Origin of the sequence: Janthinobacterium sp. PAMC25594, from assembly GCF_019443505.1 — a bacterium.
Taxonomy (GTDB): Bacteria; Pseudomonadota; Gammaproteobacteria; order Burkholderiales; family Burkholderiaceae_D; genus Janthinobacterium.
Window position 1 is genome coordinate 1,145,109 of sequence record NZ_CP080377.1, and the last position, 23,326, is coordinate 1,168,434.

Here is a 23,326-nt window from a genome sequence, read left to right on the forward strand (position 1 = left end):
CGAATGGCCGTGGCATCGGACGTTCGTATTCGTCCACACCCACATTACACTTTGGAAACCTAAGATTTCTTCAGTTGACATCCTCGCGGCACGTGCATAAGATGCCCCCATTATTCATTTACGGAGTCCCACGTGGGTACTTGTTCTAGTGACAGTAGCCGATCTTGTATCGGTGATTGCCTCGGCAGCTAAACAGCAAGCAACGCGGAACTTCCTTCCTCCGTGCCTTGCTGAGCAAGGTGCGGTGTCTCTCGCGGCCAGTCTGGCCGCGCGCCTCTCCCCCCTCTTTCCGATCGCGACCGGCTACTGACCCGGATTGCCCGCCAGCACTATTGTGTTTTGGCGGCACGCAAGTCTTGCCTGCGGCTGCGCCGCCCGTCAACACCTCGTCGTGAAAGGAAGAGCATGAATCTCTTCACCCGTTTGTTCGAATCGTTCCTGCGCAAGCGCCATACGGCCGGCCATTTCCGCCGCCGCGCCATGCCGCTGGAAAACAGCACGGCCCGCCCCGTGCCCGACCATCTGGCGCGCCAGCTGCTGGCGGCCGCCCACGAAGACCTGGACAGCGCCCTGAACCGCCTGCATACGCGCCTGGAAGGCTTGCGCGATGCCGAGGCGCAAGTCATCGGCGCACAAACGGGGCCGAATGAAGTCGAGCATGAAAAGCCGCTGGCCTGGTACCAGCACCTGTGGCTGTGCTACAAGAATCCGTTCAACCTGCTGCTCACCGTGCTGGCGATTGTTTCCTACCTGACGGAAGACCCGAAGGCCACCATCGTCATCGGCACCATGGTGATTCTGTCGACCCTGCTGCGCTTCGTGCAGGAAGGCCGCTCGAACCGGGCCGCCGAGCGCCTGAAAGCCATGGTCAGCAATACCGCCACCGTGCTGCGCAATGGCCAGCAGATCGAGCTGCCCATCCGTCAGCTGGTGCAGGGCGACATCATCGTGCTGTCGGCCGGCGACATGATCCCCGCCGACTGCCGTTTGCTGTCCGCGAAAGACCTGTTCGTCAGTCAGGCCGCCATGACGGGCGAATCCTTGCCCGTGGAAAAGATGGCCGAGCTGGCCGATGCCCATGGCAAAGACCCGATGGAGCTGGCCAACCTGCTGTTCATGGGCACGAATGTGATCTCGGGCGCCGCCACGGCGCTGGTCTTGGCCACCGGAAACCGCACCTATTTTGGCACCATCGCCACGCGCGTGACGGCCACCGAGCGCACGCCGACGGCGTTTGAAGCGGGCGTGAACAGCGTCAGCTGGCTCTTGATCCGCTTCGCCCTCGTGATGGCGCCGCTGGTGTTCCTGATCAACGGCTGGACCAAGGGCGACTGGATGGAAGCATTCCTGTTTGCCCTGTCCGTGGCCGTGGGCCTGACGCCGGAAATGCTGCCCATGATCGTCACCAGCACCCTGGCCAAGGGCGCCGTGAAACTGTCGAAAAAGAAAGTTGTCGTGAAGCGCCTGGACGCGATCCAGAACTTCGGCGCCATGGACGTACTGTGCACAGATAAAACAGGCACCTTGACGCAGGACAAGATCGTGCTGGAACGCCACACGGACGTGTTCGGCCAGCCCTCCGATGAAGTGCTGCAATTTGCCTACCTGAACAGCCACTATCAGACGGGCCTGAAAAACCTGCTGGACCGCGCCGTGCTCGACCATGTGGAATTGCAGACGGAAATGCAACTGGCGCGCGATTACGTGAAAGTCGATGAAATCCCCTTCGATTTCGTGCGCCGCCGCATGTCCGTCGTCGTTTCCGAAAAGAATGACCACCATGAGCTGATCTGCAAGGGCGCCGTCGAGGAAATCCTCGCCACCTGCAGCCATCTGCGCCTCAATGGCGTCGACGTGCCGCTCGACGCCGCCCTGCTGGCGAAAGTACTGGAAACCACGCATGGCCTGAACGCGGAAGGTTTACGCGTGGTGGCAGTGGCCGTCAAGGAAGTGCCACCGCATAAAACCGTGTACGGCGTGGCCGATGAAACGGCGCTGACCCTGATCGGCTATGTGGCCTTCCTCGATCCGCCGAAGGAATCGACGGCGCCCGCCCTGCGCGCGCTGGCGGAACACGGCGTCACCGTGAAAGTATTGACGGGGGACAACCACCTGGTGACGGCGAAGATTTGCCGCGAAGTGGGCCTGGCCGTGCATGGCGTGCTGCAAGGCCCGCAACTGGACGAGATGGACGACGCCACCCTGGCCCGCGCGGCTGAAGAGAATACCGTGTTTGCCAAGCTCAGCCCGCTGCACAAGGAGCGCCTGGTGCGCGCCCTGCGCGGCAATGGCCATATCGTCGGCTTCATGGGCGACGGCATCAACGACGCGCCCGCCCTGCGCGCGGCCGACATCGGCATTTCCGTCGATTCGGCCGTCGATATCGCAAAGGAAGCGGCCGACATCATCTTGCTGGAAAAGAGCCTGATGGTGCTGGAAGAAGGCGTGCTGGAAGGCCGGCGCACCTTCAGCAACATGCTCAAATATATCCGCATGACGGCCAGCTCGAACTTCGGCAATGTGTTTTCCGTGCTGGTGGCCAGCGCCTTTTTGCCGTTCTTGCCCATGCTGCCGCTGCACTTGCTGGTGCAAAACCTGCTGTATGACGTGTCGCAGATCGCCATTCCCTTCGACAACGTCGACGCTGAACTGATCCAGAAGCCCCTGAGCTGGAACCCGCGCGACATCGGTCGCTTCATGGTGTTCTTCGGCCCCATCAGCTCGATCTTCGACATCAGCACCTTTATCTTGATGTGGCATGTGTTTGGCGCGAATACGCCAGAACAGCAGACCCTGTTCCAGTCCGGCTGGTTCGTCGTGGGCTTGCTGACGCAAACCCTGATCGTGCACCTGATCCGCACGCCCAAGCTGCCCTTCATCGACAGCATCGCGTCCGTGCCCCTGCTGGTGGCCACCACCGCCATCATGGCCGTGGGCGTGTTCTTGCCGATGGGACCGCTGGCGACCTACTTCAAGCTGCAAGCCTTGCCACTGGGCTATTTCCCCTGGCTGCTGGGCATCCTCGTCTGCTACACCGTGCTGACGACGTTCATGAAACGCGTGTATCTGCGCAAATTCGGCTGGCAATAGTATGATGAGCCGCTCTTTCCCCTACAAAAGGCACGCATGAGCGGCTCCTCCCTTTCCAAACGTAATCTCGCCCTGCTGCTGTCGGCCCTCGTCTTTCCCGGCAGCGGGCATTTTGTCTTGCAACGCAAGGCGCGCGGCTGCCTCTTCCTCGTGCCGGCCCTGGTCGCGCTGGCGATCGTATTGCGCCAGATCATGGCACGCTTGGACCAGGTTATGGCACAGATCGACAGTGGCGCCCTGCCCCTCGACGTGCAGCTGATCGTGGAAAAAGTCGATGCGCTGTCCGCCAACGACGGGCCTGCCATGACGCTGGCCATGAGCGTGCTGGTGGCGTGCTGGATAGGCAGCCTGATCGACACATGGTTCCTCAAGCCGTGACGGCGGAAGCAGAAGCGCGCAAAGCACGCAAGGAAGCCAGGATGCAGGCGCGCCGCGCGCAGCTGGCGCTCAGCCGCCAGGACCATGGCGGCCCGCAGGCCTGGCGCGGCTGGTTCGACGGTTCCGCCCATCCGAACCCGGGCAAGCTGGGCATAGGCGCCCTGCTGCTGGGGCCGAATGGCGAGCGCATCGAAGTGAGCCAGCCGGCCGGCCATGGCAGCAGCAGCGATGCGGAATATGCGGCCCTGATCGCCGTGTTGCAGGCCGCGCAGGCCGTGCGCCCGCCGCCCGAGCAGCTGCTGCTGTACGGTGACAGCCAGGTGGTGATCAATGATGTGCTGGGAACGACGTCCGTGGGCGCCAAGGGACTGGAAATGCACAGGGCCACCGTAGTGGCCCTGCTGGAACAATTCACTGATGTAAGCTTGTGCTGGCTGCCGCGCCACCGCAATGGCGAGGCGGACCGGCTGTCGCAGCTGGCGATCGCCGGCTGGGTGGAGAAAGATTAAGCGGCGCGGCCGATCCGCAAGGCATCTTGCGGTGTTTTGGCCGCCGGGCGTTTCATCCCCTTCAAACCGCTGACACTGGCCTGCTGGCCATTCAATTTGAACACGCTGACCACTTGCGCCAGGTTGTGCGCCTGATGCTGCATCGATTCAGCGGCGGCCGCCGACTCTTCCACCAAGGCCGCATTTTGTTGCGTCACGGCATCCATCTGGCCGATGGCACGGTTGATCTCGTCGATGCCCACGCTTTGCTCGCTGCTCGCTGCCGTGATTTCCGTGATGATGTCGCTCACGCGCTGCACGCTGTCGACGATGTCGTTCATGGTCGAACCGGCTTGCGCCACCAGCATGCTGCCCGCGTTGACTTGCTCCACGGACGCGCCGATCAGGGTCTTGATCTCTTTCGCCGCCGAAGCCGAACGCTGCGCCAGGTTGCGCACTTCCGAGGCCACAACGGCAAAGCCGCGGCCCTGCTCGCCCGCGCGCGCCGCTTCCACGGCCGCGTTCAGGGCCAGGATGTTCGTCTGGAAAGCGATGCCATCGATGACGGAAATGATGTCGACGATCTTGTTCGACGAGGCATTGATCGATTGCATCGTGCCCACCACCTGCGCCACCACTTCACCGCCCTTGACGGCCACTTGCGCCGCCGATGCCGCCAATTGATTCGCCTGGCGCGCGTTGTCCGCATTCTGTTTCACGGTCGACGTCAGCTCTTCCATCGAAGACGCCGTTTCTTCCAGCGAACCGGCCTGCTCTTCCGTGCGGGAAGACAGGTCCTGGTTACCGGCGGCAATCTGCGTCGAGGACGTCGCGATGCTGTCCGTGCCGCTGCGCACTTCGCCCACGATATTGAGCAGGCTGGTGTTCATGTCCTTCAGCGCTTGCAACAGTTGCCCCGTTTCATCCTTGGCGCTGGCGTCGATCTGCGCCGTCAGGTCGCCATCGGCCACCTTGCGGGCGATGTCCACGGCCGTGCGCAGGGGGCGCACAATGCCCATCGTCAAGACCCAGGCGCAGACGACGCCGAAAGCCAGCGCCAGCGCGGCCAGCGCCAGCAACAGGTTACGGCTGGTCTTGGCCACGGCATCGATCTCGCGCGCGGTGGCGTCGATGCTGGCGCGCTGGTGTTCCAGCATGTTCATGATGACTTTCTGGTATTTCGTCGAACCGGGCACGAACACGGCCTGGAAAGCCTTTTCCGCTTCTTCCGTCTGGCCGGCCGCCTTCAGCTTCGATACTTGCTCACGGGCATCCAGATATACCTTGCGCATTTCGCTGACCTGGCGGAACAGTTCCGTTTCTTGCGGGCCGGAGATCAGCGCTTCGATCTTCTTTTGCAGCTCGCCCGAGACGACGGACGACTGTTTCGCTTCTTCCGCAAAATACGGTCCCAGCGAGGTGTCGGCGCTGCGCACGATGGCCGTGGTACGGCGGATGCCGCTGTCGATCTTGCTGTACCAGTCGGAAATATAGCGTTCCTTCGCCAGCGGCTGCTCCATCATGGTGCGCGTGGCGGTGGCCACGTCGTGCAAACGCCAGACGCTGATGCCGGTAATGACCAGGGAAAACAGCAAAATGACGGCAAAACCCAGGCCGAGACGCACACCAATACTGACGTTTCTTAACAAATTCATGTGAATATCCTAAAAAATCGGAACCAGACTATATAAAAGGAGCTGAAGGCTGCGGCTGCATGGGGCAGCCGCAGCGGCATTCAGCGTGCGCCGAGGCGCAAGGCGGTTTGCGGCGCTGCCGGGCGCTTCAGCGTGCTCGCGCCACTCTCCTTGGCCTGCTGGCCATTGAGCTTGAACACGCTGACGACTTGCGCCAGGTTGTGCGCCTGATGCTGCATGGATTCAGCGGCGGCCGCCGACTCTTCCACCAGCGCCGCATTTTGTTGCGTCACGGCATCCATCTGACCGATGGCACGGTTGATCTCGTCGATGCCCACGCTTTGCTCGCTGCTGGCCGCCGTGATTTCCGTGATGATGTCGCTCACGCGCTGCACGCTGTCGACGATGTCGTTCATGGTCGAACCGGCTTGCGCCACCAGCATGCTGCCCGCGTTGACTTGCTCCACCGAGGCGCCGATCAGGGTCTTGATCTCTTTCGCCGCCGAAGCCGAACGCTGCGCCAGGTTGCGCACTTCCGAGGCCACGACGGCAAAGCCGCGGCCCTGCTCGCCCGCGCGCGCCGCTTCCACGGCCGCATTCAGGGCCAGGATGTTCGTCTGGAAGGCGATGCCATCGATGACGGAAATGATGTCGACGATCTTGTTCGACGAGGCATTGATCGATTGCATGGTGCCCACCACTTGCGCCACCACTTCACCGCCCTTGACGGCCACTTGCGCCGCCGAGGCCGCCAATTGATTCGCCTGGCGCGCATTGTCCGCATTCTGTTTCACGGTGCTGGTCAGCTCTTCCATCGAAGACGCCGTTTCTTCCAGCGAACCGGCTTGCTCTTCCGTGCGGGAAGACAGGTCCTGGTTGCCGGCGGCAATCTGCGTCGAGGACGTCGCGATGCTGTCCGTGCCGCTGCGCACTTCGCCCACGATGTTGAGCAGGCTGGTGTTCATGTCTTTCAGCGCCTGCAACAGTTGCCCCGTTTCATCCTTGGCGCTGGCGTCGATCTGCGCCGTCAAGTCGCCATCGGCCACCTTGCGGGCGATGTCCACGGCCGTGCGCAGCGGACGCACGATGCCCATCGTCAACAGCCAGGCGCAGACGACGCCGAAAGCCAGCGCCAGCGTCGACAGCAATAACAGCAAGTTGCGGCTGGTGCTGGCGATGTCATCAATCTGGCGCGCGGTGGCGTCGATGGTGGCGCGCTGGTGCTCCAGCAAGCCGTAAACCATCTTCTGGTACTTGGCTGCGGCGGGCACGAAGGTTTTTTCAAACACGTCGTTGGCGGCCTCGGACTGGGACTCGCCCTTGAGCTTGTAGACCTGGTCGCGCGAGCCGACATACACTTCGCGCAATTCCAGCAAGCTGGCGAACATGGCCTGTTCTTTCGGGTCCTTGAGCAGCGCCGCGATCTTCTTTTGCAGGTCAGCCGAGCTGGCGCTCGATACTTTCGACTCTTCGGCGAAATAGCCGCTCAGCGAGGTGTCGCTGCTGCGGGCGATGGCGATCGTGCGCCGCACGGCGCTGTCGATGCGCGTATACCAGTCGGAAATATAGCGTTCCTTGGCCAGCGGCTCTTCCATCATGGTGCGCGTGGCACTGGCCACGTCATCCAGACGCCAGACGCTGATGCCGGTGATGACCATGGAAAACAGCAAAATGACGGCAAAGCCCAGTCCCAGACGGACCCCGATGCTGACGTTTCTTAACAAATTCATGTGACTATCCTAATATCCTGAAGAGAGGCCCTGCAGCCAGCGCCTGGAACAGCATGGCGGACGCCGCCAAATCTGTCCTGCCAAGTAAACTGGCGCACGGTTCGGTTGAACCGTGCGCCAGGAAAGTGCGCTAGCGTGCTCCCTGCGGAAACGATATGCAATACTAAATGTCAATAGTTTTTGACAATATGCAGGGGAATTCTCTTCACTGCGGCATCACGCCGCCAGTTTCTCGATCAAGCCCATGTCGGCGCTGGACATCAGCTGGTCGATATCGACCAGGATCAGCATGCGCTCGTCGATGGTGCCCAGGCCGATCACATATTCCGTGTTGATCGAGCGGCCCATGTCCGGCGCCGGCTTGATCTGTTCCGGCATCAGGGTCGTGACGTCGGAGACGCGGTCGACGACCATGCCGACCACGCGATTGCCGATATTGAGGATGATGACGACGGTGAACTGGTCATAGCTGGGCGTGCCCAGGTTGAACTTGATGCGCATGTCGACGATCGGCACGATGATGCCGCGCAAGTTGACCACGCCCTTGACGAACTCGGGCGCGTTGGCGATGCGGGTCGGCGTTTCATAGCTGCGGATTTCGCTGACTTTCTGGATGTCGATGCCATACTCTTCCTGGCCCAGGGTAAAGGCCAGGTATTCGGCAGCCTTGGCAACGGTTGCGCCAGTGTCGCTGGAAATGGTGTTCATGATAATCCTTTCGTTAACTCGCCTGGGGCGCAGGCCAAGGCACGCTGCGCGCAAGCCTTGGACGTGACAACATCCATCCCTGAGGGAATGGCTGCCACTTGTATGTTTTTTTGCAAATACTTTCTCGCAATTAGCTTATATCTCTAATTTCCGTGCGGCAATGTTACCCCATGTAAATTTTACATGCACTAAAAAAGAGCACTCGGTGGTTTGAATATTTTCCAAAACGCAATTACTGTGGCAAATACAGTACGCCGGCGTACCTGGCTGCCCGCCGCACGCGGCGGCGTTTTATGCCACACTGGCGGCCCCTGCTTTTTACGACCTTGAACCATGCATTCTTTGCTTTCTCAATGGCAACCACGCCTGCTGGCACTGGCCACGGCCGGCCTGGGCGACGACAGCGCCCACGACATCAACCACCTGCAGCGCGTCTGGCGCAACGCCGCCGTCCTGCTGCAAGAGCACGCGCAGGCCGACGCCCTCACGGTGATGGCCGCTTGCTATCTGCACGACCTGGTCAACCTGCCGAAAAACCATCCCGAGCGCCACCTGGCTTCGCGCCAGGCAGCCGCGCTGGCTTGCCGCCGGCTGGCGGAGCTGGATTTCCCGGCAGAAAAACTGGCTGGCGTGGCCCACGCCATCGAGACGCACAGTTTTTCCGCCAATCTGCCGCCGCACACGATCGAAGCGCAAATCGTGCAGGATGCCGACCGCATCGACGCGCTGGGCGCCGTGGGACTGGCGCGCCTGTTCTATACGGCGGCGCGCATGGATAGCGCGCTGGCGCATGGCGCGGACCCGCTGGCCCAGCATCGCGAACTCGACGACAAGGCGTACGCGCTCGACCATATCGTCACCAAGCTCGACAAGCTGCCCGGCAAGATGCAGACGGCGGCGGGCCGCGCCCTGGCCGAACAGCGACTGGCCGTGCTGACGGATTTTCGCGCCGCCTTTGCCGACGAATGGGGAATGAGCGCATAAGCTTGGTGGCGATAGCCAGCATGGCCCATGCTGTCTATAATGCAAGCCTTAGCTATCGCGCCGCGCGCCAGCAGCATCCTGTCACGCGCCGGCGCTTTACCAACGCGCCGAAAGCATGCATGTCCGATAAAACCAGCCCCGACAGCCATTCCCCGTCATCGCCCGCCCTGAAGAGCGCCGGCAACCTCAATTTCATCCTCGTCTGCGTCTTCATCGACATGCTGGGCATCGGTCTGGTGGTGCCCGTGCTGCCCATCCTGATCGGCGACTTTGTCAACGGCAAGGAAGCGCAGGCGTTCTGGTACGGCATCATGGCGGCCGTCTTCGGCTTGCTGCAGTTCATCTTCATGCCCATGCTGGGCGCCATCAGCGACCGCGTGGGACGCCGTCCCGTGCTGCTGTATTCGATGGCCGGCATGGGTATCAACTTTCTCGCCACGGGCTGGGCGCCCAACCTGGCCTGTCTGTTCATCGGCCGCATCATCGGCGGCGTCTCGTCGGCCAGCATGTCGGTCGCGTCCGCCTACGCGTCCGACATTTCCACACCCGACAACCGCGCCAAGAGCTTCGGCAAGATCGGCGCCGCCTTTGGCCTGGGCTTCATTTGCGGCCCCATGCTGGGCGGCCTGCTGGGCGAGATCAATCTGCACCTGCCGTTCTACGTGGCGGCGGGCCTGTCGGCGGCCAATTTCATCTACGGCTATTTCTGCGTGCCCGAATCGCTGCGGCCGGGGCCACGCGCGCCATTTACCTGGGCGCGCATCAATCCGTTTGCCGCCCTGCTGAAACTGGTGCGCCGCGTGGAGATCCGCGGCCTGGTGCTGGCCTTCGGCCTGATGACGTTTGCGCAAATGATGCTCAACACCACCTGGGTGCTGTACACGCACTTCCGCTTCGACTGGACGCCGCGCCAGAACGGCATCGCCCTGTTCTGCGTGGGCCTGTGCGCGGCCGTGGTGCAGGCGGGCTTGCTGGGCATACTCATCAAGCGCTACGGCGAAGTGCGTTTGTCCCTGCTGGGCATGGCCTCGGGCGCCCTCACCTACCTGCTGTACGGCCTGGCCACGCAAGGCTGGATGATGTATGCCTTGATTTTGTGCAACCTGCTGGCCTTTGCCGCCGGCCCGGCCCTGCAAGGCATCATCTCGAAGGCGTCCGCCGCCAGCGAACAGGGAGAACTGATGGGCTCCCTGCAGTCGATCAGCAGCCTGGGCATCATCATCATGCCTTTGCTCGGCAGCATGATCCTCGGTGAAGTGAGCCACTTGCCGCCGCAAGACTGGCGCATCGGCAGCACCTTCTATCTGTGCGCCATCATGCAAACCCTGGGCATCCTGGTGGCCTGGCGCTACTTCAAGGCACAACGCCAGGCGAGACTTGCGGTTTCCACCACAAAGTAGTCGCCGGGATAATATTGCATTTGAGAAATAGATAGGCGAGAATGGGATAATCAAGCGGACGTTGCCGACGCCCGCGATTCGATGGCAAGCAAGGATGGGTATGACTGACTTTTATTCCAGCGCCTGGCGCCGAACCGTAGCCCTGCTGGCGCTGGCGCTGCCGTCGCTGGCAGGCGCACAATGCTCGCGCGACATCCAGGTACCCGTCTCGGCCATCGGCGCCAGCGTGGTCGTCAATGGCGCCAGCATCGGCGGCATCTATCCCGACTTGCTGCGCAGCATGGGCGCCAAGCTGGGCTGCAATTTCATCTTCACGGCCGTGCCCCGCGCGCGCCTGGAAGCGATGTTCGAGGCGGGCAAGGCCGACTTGCTGATTCCCGCCAGCAGCACGCCGCGGCGTGACCAGCATGGCCTGTTCATCCCCATGCTGGGCAGCCGCCCCCTGCTGATCTCGCTGCAAGGCGCGCGCACGCCCATCAACACCATGCAGGAACTCATCGAGCGGCGCGAATTGCGCGTGGCGCTGGTGCGCGGCTACGACTATGGCGCGCCGTACCAGGCGCTGGCGAAGGAGCTGAGCAGCCAGGGACGCCTGTTCTACGAAGTCGATGCGCTGTCCGTGGCGCGCCTGATGCAAAGCGGCTTCATCGACGCCACCATCATGGCGCCCACCATCCTCGCCGGCGTGGCGCAAAACGATGCGCGCGTGTACGGCCTGGCCGACCGTTTGCGCCTGGAAGCGCTGCCGGAATTGCCGTGGGGCATGAGCGGCGTCTATTTGTCGCGCAAGTCCCTGACGGCGGAAGACCAGGCCACCCTGCGCGAATTGCTGGACAAGGCGGGCCGCTCGGGCACCGTGATGGACGCCTTTCAGCGTCATCACCGTCAGGAACTGTTGTCGCTCAGCATACGTCCGCGCTAAGGATATTCGCATGTCCGGTCTGGTCGTCGCCGTCGTCCTGTTTGCCGCCCTGCTGCACGCCAGCTGGAACGCCATCGTCAAGTCGGGCAAGGATACTTTCCTCACGACCGTGCTGGTGTCCGTCGGCGCGGCCCTGATTTCGCTGGCCGTCTTGCCGTTTGTTCATGCTCCCGCTCCTGCCAGCTGGCCCTGGCTGGCCGCCTCGGCCGTGGCGCAGCTCGCTTACTACTCGCTACTGGCGGCTGCCTACAAGGCGGGCGACATGAGCCATGCCTACCCCTTGATGCGCGGCAGCGCGCCATTGCTCGTGGCGCTGGCCAGCTGGCCGCTGATCGGCGAACGCCTGTCTGCCATGCAGATGGGCGCCGTCGCCTGCATCTGCGCGGGCATCCTTGCCCTGTATTTTGCGGCGCGCCGGCCGGCCACGGCCACAGCCGCAAAAAACACGGGACGCGCCACCGCCTTTGCGCTGGGCAACGCCTGCGTCATCGCCAGCTATACCTTGATCGACGGCATCGGCGTGCGCCTGTCCGGCGCGCCGGCCGCCTACACGATGTGGATTTTTGTCTTGAACGGCGCGGGACTGCTACTGTGGACGGTGCTGCGCCGCCGCGCCGGCCTGCTGGCGTATGCGCGAACGCAATGGCGCCTGGCCGCGCTGGGCGGCTTCGGCACGCTCGCTTCGTACGGCCTGGCCCTGTGGGCCATGACGCAGGCGCCCGTGGCCGCCATCGCGGCCCTGCGCGAAACATCGATCCTGTTCGCCATCGCCATTGCGGCGCTGTTCCTGCGCGAAAAAATCAGCCCCCGCCGCTACCTGGCCATCGCCCTGATCGCGGCGGGGGCTGTGCTGATGCGCGCCGGCTAGCGGGCGTCGAGCGGTGCAATCGGCAACTCGATCGCGCTGCCCGCCCCTGCAGCGTGGTACACGCGCTGCGTCGCCTTTTTATAATCGCCTGGCTGGGCCAGGAAGATGTTCGGCACGAAGGTTTGCGGGTTGCGGTCGTACAGGGGGAACCAGCTCGACTGCACTTGCACGGCGATGCGGTGGCCGGGCAGGAAAACGTGATTCGCGTTTGGCAAGGCGAAGCGGTAGCGCTCCACTTTGCCCGCAGGAATGGCCGTCGGATGTTCGAGGCTGTCGCGGTAACGGCCGCGGAAGATATCCATCGCCACGCCCAATTGATAGCCGCCCATGGCCGGCTGCGATGGCACTTCGTCCGGATACACGTCGATCAGTTTCACCACCCAATCGGCATCCGTGCCGCTGGTGGCAGCGAACAGGTTCACCATCGGCGCGCCGGCGATGCGCACGGCCGTTTTCAACGGTTCGGAAACATAGCTGAGCACGTCCGTGCGGTCCGCATAGCCGCGCTGGTCGCTGACCAGCCATGGCTTCCATACGTCGCCATCGTTCAGGCGCACGGGACGGGGCACGAAAGGCACGGGCTTGGCGGGATCGGCCACGTATTCGTCGAAGGCGCCTTGCGCCGCATCCGCGGCGCCCGCTGGCGCCGCAAAGCCCAGCTTGTAGCCATCCTGCAAGTAGATCGGCGTCAATTTCGTGTCGCAGGTCTCGCAGGCCAGCGGCCACTGCCACAAGCGCTGCCACTGGTTGGTGCCCGTCTGGTACGACACCACGGGCGCCGTGTTCGCCTCCGGCGCACCATCCTTCAGGTATTGATTGAGGAATGGCTGCATGACTTTTTCGCGGAACTGGCGCGCCGTATCGCCGTCAAACTTCAGGGCGCCCAGGCTGGAACCGTCATAGTTGACGCCACTGTGACGCCACGGGCCGATGGCCAGGTAATTGAGGTTGTTGCCCTTGTCGCGCCCCTCCATCGCCGTGTAGCTGGCGTAGGGGCCATAGATGTCTTCCTGGTCCCACTGCCCCACTACATGCATGGTGGGCACGATCAGCGGGCGCTTGGCGAGGATTTTATCGAGCGCCTGTTCCTGCCAGTAACTGTCGTAGGCCGGGTGTTCGAACAGCTTTTTCGTGTAGGTCAGTTTGTCGATGCCGAATTTCTTCGCGAAATCACCGGCCGAGCCGATGCGCAGATACGCGTCGTAGTCGTCGTAGACGCCCAGCACGGGCGCCTCGCCGCTGCCGCGCACGCTCGTCTGCCACGCCAGGTAAGACAAGCTGGGCATGCGGAAGGCGCCGTTATGGAACCAGTCGTCGCCGCGCCATCCATCGACCATGGCGCTCATGGGTATGGCCACCTTCAGGGCCGGATGCGGGTCGACCAGGGCCATCAGCACCGTATGCCCTTCGTACGAGGAACCGAGCATGCCCACCTTGCCATTGCTTTCTGGAATATTCTTCGACAGCCAGTCGATGGTGTCCCACGCATCGGTGACGTTATCGACTTTGGTATGGTTGAGCGGGCCACGCACGGGGCGCGTCATCACGTAATCGCCTTCCGAGCCATGCTTGCCGCGCACGTCCTGGAACACCCGGATGTAGCCGTTTTCCACCAGGGTATCGTCGCCCTGCGGCAAGGTGGCCAGCATGCTGGCGCTGGTGGCGCGCTGGGCGCGGCGGGCCGCATTGTATGGCGTGCGCGTGAGCATGATCGGCGCCCGTTTGGCGTCTTTCGGCACGACGATCACTGTGTACAGCTTGACGCCGTCGCGCATGGGGATCATCACCACGCGCTTGACGTAATCATTCATATCGGGCAGCACCAGCCTGGCGCCGATATCGGGCGTCATCGGCGGCGTTTGCGCCAGCGCCGGTACGGCAAACAAGGAACTGATAACAAAAGCCAGGCCGGTGAGCCGGACGGGGGACGACACGCGCATACTGTTCTCCAATGATTCATGCCACGTGAAAGTGGCCGAATGGCAATAGTACCCGGAAAGCAAGTTCCGCAGTAGGCTCGTCTCTGACGCAGCGCAGCAGATATATCGGCACGCAACTTGACAGAACGCGCACGAACTGCAACCATACCGCCATGAAATTTATCCCGTCACAACACGCCTGCTTGAATTGGTGGTCCCGCTCACTTTCGCGCGGCCACTCTATAGTGATGTGAATTTGATCCACGCCGCCTCGATCGGTGGCGTAACAGGCTCAGCCTGGATCATCCCCGATGCAGGCGGCTCAAAAGGAAACTTGATGAGCTTGCCTAACACCCCCGATACCCCCGACACCGACAACGCCCCGGCAGCACCGCTGTCCGCCGCCGCCATCGCTTCGCAATCCGTGATCCTGACGGGCGACCGCCCGACCGGCCCCTTGCATCTGGGCCACTACGTGGGCAGCCTGCGCGACCGCGTTTCCTATCAGAATAATTACAAGCAATTCATCATGCTGGCCGACGCGCAGGCGCTGACGGACAATATGGATGACATCGACAAGGTGCACCGCAACGTCGTCGAAGTGGCGCTCGATTATCTGGCCGTCGGCATCGACCCGACCAAGACCACGGTGTTCATCCAGTCGCAGATTCCGGAACTGGCCGAGCTGACCTTTTACTACCTGAACATCGTCACCGTGGCGCGCCTTGAGCGTAACCCCACCGTCAAGGAAGAAATCCGTTTGCGCGGCTTCGAGCGCGACATCCCGGCCGGCTTTTTGACCTACCCTGCCAGCCAGGCGGCCGACATCACGGCCTTCAAGGCGGGCGTGGTGCCCGTGGGCGAAGACCAGATCCCGATGATCGAGCAAACGAATGAAATCGTGCGCCGCTTCAACCGCATGTACAACCGCGAAGTGCTGATGGAATGCAAGGCGCTGGTGCCCGATATCGGTCGCCTGCCCGGCATCGACGGCAAGGCGAAGATGAGCAAGTCGCTGGGCAACACCATCAACCTGGGCGCCACCCCGGCCGAAATCACGGCCGCCGTGAAGAAAGTCTATACCGACCCGCTGCACCTGCGCGTGGAAGACCCGGGCCACCTGGAAGGCAACATCGCATTTACCTACCTGGACGCGTTCGACCCGGAAAAAGCGGCGCTGGCCGAGATGAAAGCCCATTACGTGCGCGGCGGCCTGGGCGACAGCATCGTCAAGAAGCGCCTGGACCTGGTCTTGCAGGAAATGCTGGCGCCGATCCGCGCCCGCCGCGAAGAGTTCGCCAAGGACAAGGGCCAAGTCATCCAGATGCTCAAGGAAGGCACCTTCAAGGCACGCGAAGTGGCGGCCCGCACGGCCGATGAAGTCAAGTCGGCGCTGGGCCTGAACTACTTCTGATCACGGGCAGAAATAGCAAACTGATGCGCCCTGCCGGAGTCGGGTAGAATCCCGTCTCCGCCGGGCCATTTTTTTGCCTAACCCAACAGCAGAGTCTGGGGTCGGACCCTGAGGGTCCGACCCCGGCACTTGTCTTAGGGTCACCATATATTGAAACATAGCCAATGACCGACTCCGCTATCGAACAGCTGCTGCAACAGCATTTTTCCATCGATGCGCTGCAACGCTCGCCCGCGCCCCTGCATCAGGCCCTGCGCATGCTGGGCGGCTGGCTGGCCGCCGAGCGCGCCGAACCGTATCCGCACACGCCATATGCGGAACTGCTGACGCAACTGTCCGACACTTGCCTGCCCGCGCACGGCATGCCCGTGGCCGATTTCCTGCAAGAACTCGACACCACCGTGCTGGCCAATACGGCCCAGCTGAACCACCCGCAATACATCGGCCACATGACGCAGGCCCTGCCCTGGATCAGCGTGCTGGCCGAAGCGTTCACGGCCACCCTGAACCAGAACCAGGTCAAAATCGAGACGGCGTATGTGTCGACCCTGATCGAAAAGCAGATCCTCGGCTGGCTGCACCGCCAGGTGTACCAGCAGCCTGAACATGTCTACACGCAGGCGATGGCCGCCACCAGCGGCGCGCTGGGCAATGTCGTCAATGGCGGCACCATGGGCAACCTGACGGCGCTGGCCGTGGCGCTGGAAAAACAATTGCCCGGCATGCGCAAGCGCGGTTTGTTTGCCGCCATGCAGGAATCAGGCTACGCGGGGCTGGCCGTGATCGGTTCGGCCCGCAGCCATTATTCCGTGAAAAAGGCGCTGGCGACCCTGGGCCTCGGTGAAAACGCCCTGCACCTGGTGGCCGTCGACCGAGACAACCGCATCGACGTCGCCGCGCTGGAAGCCACCATTGCCGACCTAAAATTGCGCAATATCAAGGTCGTCGCCATGATCGGCATCGCCGGAACGACGGAAACGGGCGCCATCGACCCGCTGGCGGCCATGGCGGCCATTGCCGCGCGGGAAAGCATCTGGTTCCATGTGGACGCGGCCTGGGGTGGCGCCCTGCTGATCGCGGAACAGTACCGCCCGCTGTACGACGGAATTGCTTTGGCCGACTCCGTCGTCATCGACGGGCACAAGCTGCTGTGGGTGCCGATGGCGCAAAGCATGGTGCTGTTCAAGGACAGCGCCAGCCTGAACCTGTTGAAACACAACGCCAACTACATCCTGCGCGACAACTCGGGCGACCTGGGCCAGACCTCGCTGGAAGGCTCGCGCCGCTTCGACGCCTTGAAACTGTGGACCTCGTTCAAGGTGCTGGGCGTGTCCGGCTACACGACCCTGCTGCAGCAGGCGGCCACCCTGTCCGGCCAGTTGCAGGATTTATTGGCAGACCAGCAAGATTTCGAACTCGTCACGCGCTCCGACACCTTCATTCTGACTTACCGCTACGTGCCCGCGCACTTGCGCCAGCGCATGGACGCCTTGCTGAGCGGCGGCCAGATCGAAGCGGCGACGGAACTGAACCAGCAGCTGAACACCTTGACCGCCAAGCTGCAAAACCGGCAAAAGGCGCAAGGCCACAGCTTTGTGTCACGCACCGTACTGGAATCGACGCGCTATCCCGGCCCGACCAATGTGCTGCGCGTGGTCATGACGAATGTCAAGACGCGCCCCCACCACCTGCGCGCCATCCTGGCCGAGCAGCGCGCCATCGGCCAGGCGCTGGTGGCCGAGCTGGGCCTGTAAGGAAACACCCACCCATCAGCCCTGACTGGATGCCCGATGCACCGCCTGAGCGCCCTCACTGATCTGTTGCAGCATCTGTTGAAATGGCTGCTGCTCGCCTTTGTCGTGGCCGTGCTGGCGGGGTCGGCCTCGGCCGGTTTCCTGTTCGCCCTCGACTGGGCCACGCGCACGCGCCTGGCGCACGCCTGGCTGATCTGGCTGCTGCCCGTGGCGGGCTTTGCCGTCGGCTGGCTGTACTTGCGCTACGGCAGCAGTGTCGAGGGTGGCGCGAACCTGCTCATCGATGAAATCCACGACCCGAAAAAAATCATCCCCTTGCGCATGGCGCCGCTGGTGCTGGGCGGCACCGTCCTCTCGCATTTGTTCGGCGCCTCGGTCGGGCGCGAAGGCACGGCCGTGCAGATGGGTGGCGCGCTGGCCGACCAGCTGACGCGCATGTTTCGCCTGAACAACGAAGACCGCCGCATCATCCTGATGGCCGGCATCAGTGCCGGCTTTGCCTCCGTCTTCGGCACGCCGCTGGCAGGCGCCCTCTTCGGCCTGGAAGTGCTGGCCATCGGCCGCCTGCGCTATGAAGCCATGCTGCCCTGCCTGGCTGCCGCCGTCATCGCCGACCAGGTGGTCCTGCTATGGGGGCCGGTTTTGCACATTAGCCACACGCATTACGCCGTGCCGCTGATCCCCGCCCTTTCCGCCTGGACCTTGTGCGCCATGGTGATCGCGGGCGTGCTGTTCGGCGTGACCGGTAAAATATTTGCGCAAACCACACACGGCTTAAGTGCCTTGATGAAACGCTGGATCAGCTATGCCCCGCTGCGCCCGCTGATAGGCGGCCTCGTCGTCGCGCTGGCCGTGTGGCTGCTGGGCACGGATCGCTACATCGGCCTGGGCATCCCCACCATCGTCGATGCGCTGAAGGAACCGCTGCCCGCCTGGGATTTCCTCGGCAAGATGGCGTTTACCATCGTCTCGCTAGGCACGGGCTTCAAGGGCGGTGAAGTCACGCCATTGTTCTTCATCGGCGCGACCCTGGGCAATGCGCTGGGGCCGCTGCTGCACCAGCCCGTCGCCTTGCTGGCCGCCATCGGCTTCGTCGCCGTGTTCGCGGGCGCGGCCAATACGCCGATCGCCTCGACCCTGATGGCGATGGAACTGTTTGGCGCCGAGATCGGCGTGTACGCGGCCATCGCCTGCGTCGTGGCCTATCTGTTTTCCGGCCACGCTGGCATTTACCGGGCGCAGCGCAGCGGGCATGCCAAACGCCATCCTGCCAAGGATCTCGACACATGACACAGAACATCTACGACGACGCCGTTTCTGTCAGCCACGCCCGGCTTGATCTGGAACAACTGGCCTTGCCACCATCCGCCAGAGTTTACAACCGGGCGGCAAGCGGGTGTTTTCCATCGAGTATCCGATCTTCATGGCGCAGCAGCCACCCCCTGGCGGAAGAGCGCGAACGGCCGATGCTGCTGGCCGGATGCAGCCTGCGCTAGCCACGAGGGCGCTCGAACAATTTGCCCGCCAGCTCTTCTATATCGCCGCGCATGGCCAGGGTGTTGAGCCACGCCGGCGGAATCGCCTGCGCGCCATAATACGCACCGGCAAGCTGGCCGACGATGGCGCCGGTCGTATCGGCATCTTCGCCCAGATTGACGGCGCGTAACACGGCCTCTTCCAGTGAGTCGGTATGGAAGAAGCACCAGAGCGCCGCTTCCAGCGACTCCACGCAATAACCGGTGCCGCGTATCTGCTGCTCCGTTTTGGCAAGGAAACTGCCGCTGGCCAGCTCCACCAGCTTCGGTTCGGCAGGCCGGTACGCGATACTCGCGATCAGCTCTTCTTTCGGCGTGCCCGCCAGCGCGCCGCACAGCAAGGCGGCAAACAACTGGCAGCTTTCGACGGCTTCCGGCGCCGCGTGGGTGGTGCGCGAACTATCGGCAGCACAGGCTAAGGCCGCTTCGACATCAGGATAAGCAAACAGCACGACCGGGATCAGACGCATGAGCGAACCATTGCCCGCCGTGTCAGGCGCGGTGGAGCCACTCCAGGGATTGCCCGTCTCCTGGAAACTGGCCAGCGCGCTTCTTACCGTTCCACCGATATCGAAGCAGGTGCCCGTGGAACTCAGGTAGCCCCATTGCCACCAGTTCAGATACCGTACCATCTGGTCCGCCGGATCGAACGCCCCTTTCAGTATCAGGCTCTCGGCCAGGCACAGCGCCATCGAGGTATCGTCCGTCCATTGTCCCGGCTGCAGGCCGAAAGGGCCGCCGCCAGTCATGCCCGTCACGGGCGCGAAGCTGCCGCGCGGAGAAAACTCCACGCTCGTGCCGACGGCATCGCCACAGGCCAGCGCCAGCATGGCGCCCAGATAACGGTTGTGCAAAGTTGACGTATTCATGGTTTCCATTGACTCTTAGCTGGCCACATTGCGCGTAAAGCGCAAAGTGGATGCACCCGCATTCACGTAGGCATACGCTTGCGCGCTGCTGAAGACGAAAAAATCGCCGGTGGCCAGGTGTCTGGTTCCGGCCGCCAGCACCAGCTGTAATTCACCCTCCAGCACGTAGAGCATTTCGCTGAATCCCGCCGGGTCGGCTTGCGCATCATAGCGCTCGCCTGGCGCCAGCGTCCACGACCACAGTTCCACCTGGCGGCTGGCAGGGGCCGCGCCCAGCAGTACGGCCTGGCTCGCCTGCGATGCACTTTGCCACATCAGCACGCGCAGGCTGTCGTGCGGCTGCTGCGGCGGCTGCACCAGGTCGACAAAGGCTACTTTCAACGCGGCGGCCACGTGGTCGAGGTTGGCCAGGCTGATGTTGGTGCTGCCCGCCTCGACGCCATTGACCATGCGCCGGCTGAGTCCCGACAGGCGCGCCAGCTCTTCCTGGCTGAGGCCGGCGGCCAGACGCAAGCGCCGCAGATTGGTGGCCAGGTGTGCCAGCACGCCACCGGCCTCGGCTTGACTGCGCAATATATTGCTCCTATGATGATGGGAAATATTTTGCTCATAGCATAGCCTCCCATGAAAACACACGCAAGTCCCCCGCCCGCTCTCGGCCTGCCCGAGCTGGCCTTGATCGCCATTACCTTCATCTGGGGCGGCACTTTTCTTGTCGTGCAACATGCCGTGACGGTCAGCGGGCCGCTGGCCTTTGTCGCTGCCCGCTTTGCCGTGGCCGCCAGCATCGGCGCCCTCGTTTGCCGGGGCCAGCTACGCCAGTTGACGAAGGCCGAATTGCTCACGGGAATGGCCATCGGCGTGAGCATCTTTGGCGGCTACGCGCTGCAAACCTATGGCCTGATGCATATCACGAGCAGTAAATCGGCCTTCATCACGGCCGTCTATGTGCCCATCGTGCCGCTGGTGCAATGGCTGGCCTTCAAGCAGCGGCCCCGCGCCGCCGTCTGGGCCGCCGTGGTGCTGGCTTTCGTGGGCTTGCTGTTGCTCACAGACATGGATGGCTTGAGCATGGGTCTGGGCAAAGGCGAGCTGATGACGGCCGTGGGCGCCATCGCGATCGCGCTGGAAATTATTTTGATCAGCCGCGTCTCGCCGCAATTGAACATCTTGCGCGTGACCATCGTGCAACTGGCGACCGCATCCCTGATCGCCCTGCTGCTGATGCCCGTCATGGGTGAAGCGCCGCCAGCCCTGAGCCAGACCTTCATCCTCAGCGTGCTGGCATTGGGCTGCGCCAGCGCGCTGATCCAGTATGTGATGAACTGGGCGCAAAAGCGCATTTCCGCCACCAAGGCCACCTTGATCTACGCGGGCGAGCCGGTCTGGGCGGGCGTGATCGGGCGCATCGCCGGCGAACGCCTGCCCGCGCTGGCCATCGTGGGAGGCATATTGATCATTTGCGCGGGCATCCTCAGCGAGTGGCGGCCGAAGCGCCTGCGTGCCGATGGCAAGGCCATCGCGCTATCGGATTAACAACGCCTAACAAAACCGTAGCGAGCGGAAGGAAGGCTCGGCGCCCCCGTTGGCTTGAGAAGCGCAACTGTACGAAGGTACGGGGACGCCGAGTCAGTGAGCATCGCAGACCGCAAATTACGACGCGCAGTAGGTTTTGATAGGCGTTCTAAGCCTCGGCCCGCCACAGCGCCGTATCGCCATGCAGCGCCAGCGGCACGGCCCTGGCCCAGCGGTTCGACGATAGCGAAAACGTCAGCGCGCGCACCTGGTGGTACCAGCCGGCGGGCACGTACAGCATGTCGCCCGGCTCGACGAGGCATTCGATCATGGTCGCCTGGCGCGCCAGGGGAAAACGCTCGAAATCGGGCGCTTCCGGGTCGAACGGCGAGCCGAACAGGATGGCGTTCGCTTCGCTGGGGTACAGGAAGACATCGTGGTGCGGCGGCGATAACATGATGCGCTTGCTCCCCCACACTTGCGCGAAGATATTGTCGTCGTAATCGCAATGCAGGGGCGTCACCGTGCCGGCTGGCCCCACCCAGAAGCGCGGCGGACCCATCTTGTCGAAATACGTGGGCCAGTGGGTCAAACGGTTCAGCTCGCGCAATTCCAGGTTGCCCAGGTAAGGCGGCAGCGCGTACTTGCCCTCTGCCACCAGGTCCAGATATTGCCCCATCGACATGTCCTGCATGGCGCGGTCGGCCGCAAACGCCGTGTTGATGTAGTCGCCCACCCGCGCGCGCACGGGCACGTGGCTGAACTGCTCGCGCAAGACGTCGGGCGCCAGCCTGGACAAGGGCCAGCGCTGCACCAGCCCGCGCATCAGGAAGGGCAAGCCCAGCGCGGCGCGCGCGCGGAAAGCGGCGGCGTCCAGCATGGCCAGGCGCGGCACTTCGGTGATGCTGGGCAAATCACGCGCCGCTCGCTTGATGGCGACGCGCATGGCGTCGATGGAAATGACGCCGCGCACCTGCGCATCCTTGTCTTCGCGCGCCTGCTTGCGCGCAAGCGCCGCTTCGGGCGAACTGAATTCTGCTGGCGGCCTGGGCGGCAAGGCGCGCGGCGAGATGGGGGTGGCCGCAAGCTCGAGCGGCACTTCTTTTTCTACGAACATAAACCTTCTTTGCGATCAAGGCGTCACATGGCATGGCGCGACAGTGCGCCATTTTAAGCCAGCAAGGCCCGCATGACCTATTCCCCCCCCACGCATCGACACCTGACAAAACCGTCGCGAGCGGCAGTGATTTGTGGCTAAGAAGCGCAACCGTACTTCAGTACGGTGAGCATCGCAGGCCGCAAAGCGCGACGCGCAGCAGGTTTGGTCAGGTGTTCCTACACAGGCGTTTTGAAGATGGGGTCGACGATAAACTGCTGCGCCTTGATGCGCAAGGTGCGCTCTTCATCGAGCTCGGCGCGCGTTTCGCCCAGCTCTTCGCGTTCCGCTTCCAGTTCCAGGCGCGCGGCCGCCAGTTCCGTTTCCACGCGGGTCAGGCTTTCCAGCTTCAGCTGGGCCTGGATCAGTTCCGCGCGCGCCGCTTCGGCAGCCTCTTCCAGGCGGGGGATGCCTTCGAGCTTGAATTGCGCCTTGGCCAGGTCCATGCGCGCCTGCTCGGCCGCCTCTTCCAGGCGCGGCAAGCCTTCCAGGCGCAGCTGCGCCTTGGCCAGGTCTGTTCTAGCCTGGTTCGCCACTTGCCGCTCTCGTTCGAGTTCCTCGCGCAAGGTTTCCAGTTCGCCCGCCTGCAGTTCGAGCAACTCTTGCTGGCGCTCGTTCTCGCTGGCCAGGTCCATCAATTCCTGTTGATTGTCGTTCATCTCGGCTTCATGCGCGCTGTGGCTGGCGCTTAATTCCTGTCCTACATAATCGAGGATGGCTTGCTGCAGCACGGGCGACAGTTCGGCGGCGGCAGCGATCTGGCGTTGCGCACCCGCCTTGCGGCGCAGCAAGAGCTTGCTGATGGTGCCCAGACAGGCGCCGTTGCCCAGCCGTTCGCGCAAGGCGCGCACCGTGATGGCCTGGCCTTCGCCCGCCATCGCTTCCATTGCCGCATTGATCTGTTCCGCGCTTACTTTTGCCATGTCGTCTGCTCTTGAATGTTGCCCAAGGCAATCTTGCCC

20 protein-coding genes are annotated in these 23,326 nt (G+C 62.9%); 12 read left to right on the forward strand and 8 right to left on the reverse strand.

Annotated features, from left to right (window positions below):
- Positions 1–405 precede the first annotated feature (405 nt).
- From mgtA to KY494_RS04990, 3 genes are read left to right on the forward strand one after another with little or no spacing between them, the layout of a single operon-like run.
- Positions 406–3,090: a magnesium-translocating P-type ATPase gene (gene mgtA, locus KY494_RS04980; protein ID WP_219890137.1), complete on the forward strand. Its 2,685-nt coding sequence runs from the start codon at positions 406–408 to the stop codon at positions 3,088–3,090.
- A gap of 36 nt (positions 3,091–3,126) precedes the next feature.
- On the forward strand, positions 3,127–3,468 hold the full coding sequence (locus tag KY494_RS04985) for a DUF6677 family protein (protein ID WP_219135479.1): 342 nt from the start codon (positions 3,127–3,129) through the stop codon (positions 3,466–3,468).
- Complete coding sequence (locus KY494_RS04990) at positions 3,450–3,977, forward strand: ribonuclease HI family protein (protein WP_219890138.1); 528 nt, start codon at positions 3,450–3,452, stop codon at positions 3,975–3,977. Before KY494_RS04985 ends, KY494_RS04990 begins: the two co-directional genes overlap by 19 nt.
- Here the strand turns inward: KY494_RS04990 and KY494_RS04995 are convergent.
- The 3 genes from KY494_RS04995 to KY494_RS05005 all read right to left on the reverse strand — a co-directional run bounded on the left by KY494_RS04995 (position 3,974) and on the right by KY494_RS05005 (position 8,028).
- On the reverse strand, positions 3,974–5,611 hold the full coding sequence (locus KY494_RS04995) for a methyl-accepting chemotaxis protein (protein WP_219890139.1): 1,638 nt from the start codon (positions 5,609–5,611) through the stop codon (positions 3,974–3,976). The genes KY494_RS04990 and KY494_RS04995 overlap by 4 nt on opposite strands.
- Before the next feature lie 80 nt (positions 5,612–5,691).
- Positions 5,692–7,320, reverse strand: a complete 1,629-nt coding sequence (locus KY494_RS05000; protein ID WP_219890140.1) for a methyl-accepting chemotaxis protein — start codon at positions 7,318–7,320, stop codon at positions 5,692–5,694.
- Between the two features lie 216 nt (positions 7,321–7,536).
- Positions 7,537–8,028, reverse strand: a complete 492-nt coding sequence (locus tag KY494_RS05005) for a chemotaxis protein CheW (RefSeq protein ID WP_035818113.1) — start codon at positions 8,026–8,028, stop codon at positions 7,537–7,539.
- Positions 8,029–8,361: 333 nt separating this feature from the next.
- On the opposite strand from KY494_RS05005, the gene KY494_RS05010 reads away from it, so the two are divergent.
- The 4 genes from KY494_RS05010 to KY494_RS05025 all read left to right on the forward strand — a co-directional run bounded on the left by KY494_RS05010 (position 8,362) and on the right by KY494_RS05025 (position 12,202).
- A complete protein-coding gene (locus KY494_RS05010) occupies positions 8,362–9,012 on the forward strand; it encodes an HD domain-containing protein (RefSeq protein WP_219890141.1) in 651 nt (216 codons plus the stop codon).
- 119 nt (positions 9,013–9,131) lie between these two features.
- On the forward strand, positions 9,132–10,412 hold the full coding sequence (locus KY494_RS05015) for a TCR/Tet family MFS transporter (RefSeq protein ID WP_219890142.1): 1,281 nt from the start codon (positions 9,132–9,134) through the stop codon (positions 10,410–10,412).
- Positions 10,413–10,512: 100 nt separating this feature from the next.
- Positions 10,513–11,334, forward strand: a complete 822-nt coding sequence (locus KY494_RS05020) for an ABC transporter substrate-binding protein (RefSeq protein ID WP_219890143.1) — start codon at positions 10,513–10,515, stop codon at positions 11,332–11,334.
- A 10-nt stretch (positions 11,335–11,344) separates the two neighbouring features.
- The gene (locus KY494_RS05025; RefSeq protein ID WP_219890144.1) at positions 11,345–12,202 is read left to right on the forward strand and encodes a DMT family transporter; all 858 of its coding nucleotides are present in this window, start codon (positions 11,345–11,347) and stop codon (positions 12,200–12,202) included.
- On the opposite strand, the gene KY494_RS05030 is transcribed toward KY494_RS05025, so the two are convergent.
- Complete coding sequence (locus KY494_RS05030) at positions 12,199–14,142, reverse strand: CocE/NonD family hydrolase (RefSeq protein ID WP_219890145.1); 1,944 nt, start codon at positions 14,140–14,142, stop codon at positions 12,199–12,201. The two genes, KY494_RS05025 and KY494_RS05030, sit on opposite strands and share 4 nt — an antisense overlap.
- A 316-nt stretch (positions 14,143–14,458) precedes the next feature.
- Between KY494_RS05030 and trpS the strand changes: the two genes are divergently transcribed.
- From trpS to KY494_RS05050, 4 genes are all read left to right on the forward strand, one after another.
- The gene (gene trpS, locus KY494_RS05035) at positions 14,459–15,535 is read left to right on the forward strand and encodes a tryptophan--tRNA ligase (RefSeq protein ID WP_257572199.1); all 1,077 of its coding nucleotides are present in this window, start codon (positions 14,459–14,461) and stop codon (positions 15,533–15,535) included.
- Positions 15,536–15,699: 164 nt separating this feature from the next.
- A complete protein-coding gene (locus tag KY494_RS05040) occupies positions 15,700–17,289 on the forward strand; it encodes a pyridoxal-dependent decarboxylase (protein WP_219890146.1) in 1,590 nt (529 codons plus the stop codon).
- Positions 17,290–17,325: 36 nt separating this feature from the next.
- Complete coding sequence (locus tag KY494_RS05045) at positions 17,326–18,579, forward strand: voltage-gated chloride channel family protein (RefSeq protein WP_219890147.1); 1,254 nt, start codon at positions 17,326–17,328, stop codon at positions 18,577–18,579.
- Complete coding sequence (locus KY494_RS05050; RefSeq protein WP_219890148.1) at positions 18,576–18,785, forward strand: hypothetical protein; 210 nt, start codon at positions 18,576–18,578, stop codon at positions 18,783–18,785. Before KY494_RS05045 ends, KY494_RS05050 begins: the two co-directional genes overlap by 4 nt.
- On the opposite strand, the gene KY494_RS05055 is transcribed toward KY494_RS05050, so the two are convergent.
- Both KY494_RS05055 and KY494_RS05060 read right to left on the reverse strand, forming a co-directional pair.
- Entirely contained in the window at positions 18,782–19,693 is a 912-nt protein-coding gene (locus tag KY494_RS05055; RefSeq protein WP_219890149.1) for an ADP-ribosylglycohydrolase family protein, read from the reverse strand. The genes KY494_RS05050 and KY494_RS05055 overlap by 4 nt on opposite strands.
- Before the next feature lie 15 nt (positions 19,694–19,708).
- On the reverse strand, positions 19,709–20,266 hold the full coding sequence (locus KY494_RS05060; protein ID WP_180287765.1) for a helix-turn-helix domain-containing protein: 558 nt from the start codon (positions 20,264–20,266) through the stop codon (positions 19,709–19,711).
- 51 nt (positions 20,267–20,317) lie between these two features.
- Between KY494_RS05060 and KY494_RS05065 the strand changes: the two genes are divergently transcribed.
- Complete coding sequence (locus KY494_RS05065) at positions 20,318–21,229, forward strand: DMT family transporter (RefSeq protein ID WP_219890150.1); 912 nt, start codon at positions 20,318–20,320, stop codon at positions 21,227–21,229.
- Positions 21,230–21,377: 148 nt separating this feature from the next.
- Here KY494_RS05065 and KY494_RS05070 read toward each other — a convergent pair whose 3' ends face one another.
- Together KY494_RS05070 and KY494_RS05075 are read right to left on the reverse strand one after the other, a co-directional pair.
- Positions 21,378–22,325 (reverse strand): cupin-like domain-containing protein, encoded by a 948-nt coding sequence (locus KY494_RS05070; protein ID WP_219890151.1) that lies wholly within the window; start codon positions 22,323–22,325, stop codon positions 21,378–21,380.
- Between the two features lie 218 nt (positions 22,326–22,543).
- Positions 22,544–23,287 carry a DNA-binding protein gene (locus KY494_RS05075; protein ID WP_219890152.1) on the reverse strand — a complete coding sequence of 248 codons (744 nt, stop codon included), beginning with the start codon at positions 23,285–23,287 and terminating at the stop codon, positions 22,544–22,546.
- Between the last annotated feature and the right edge of the window lie 39 nt (positions 23,288–23,326).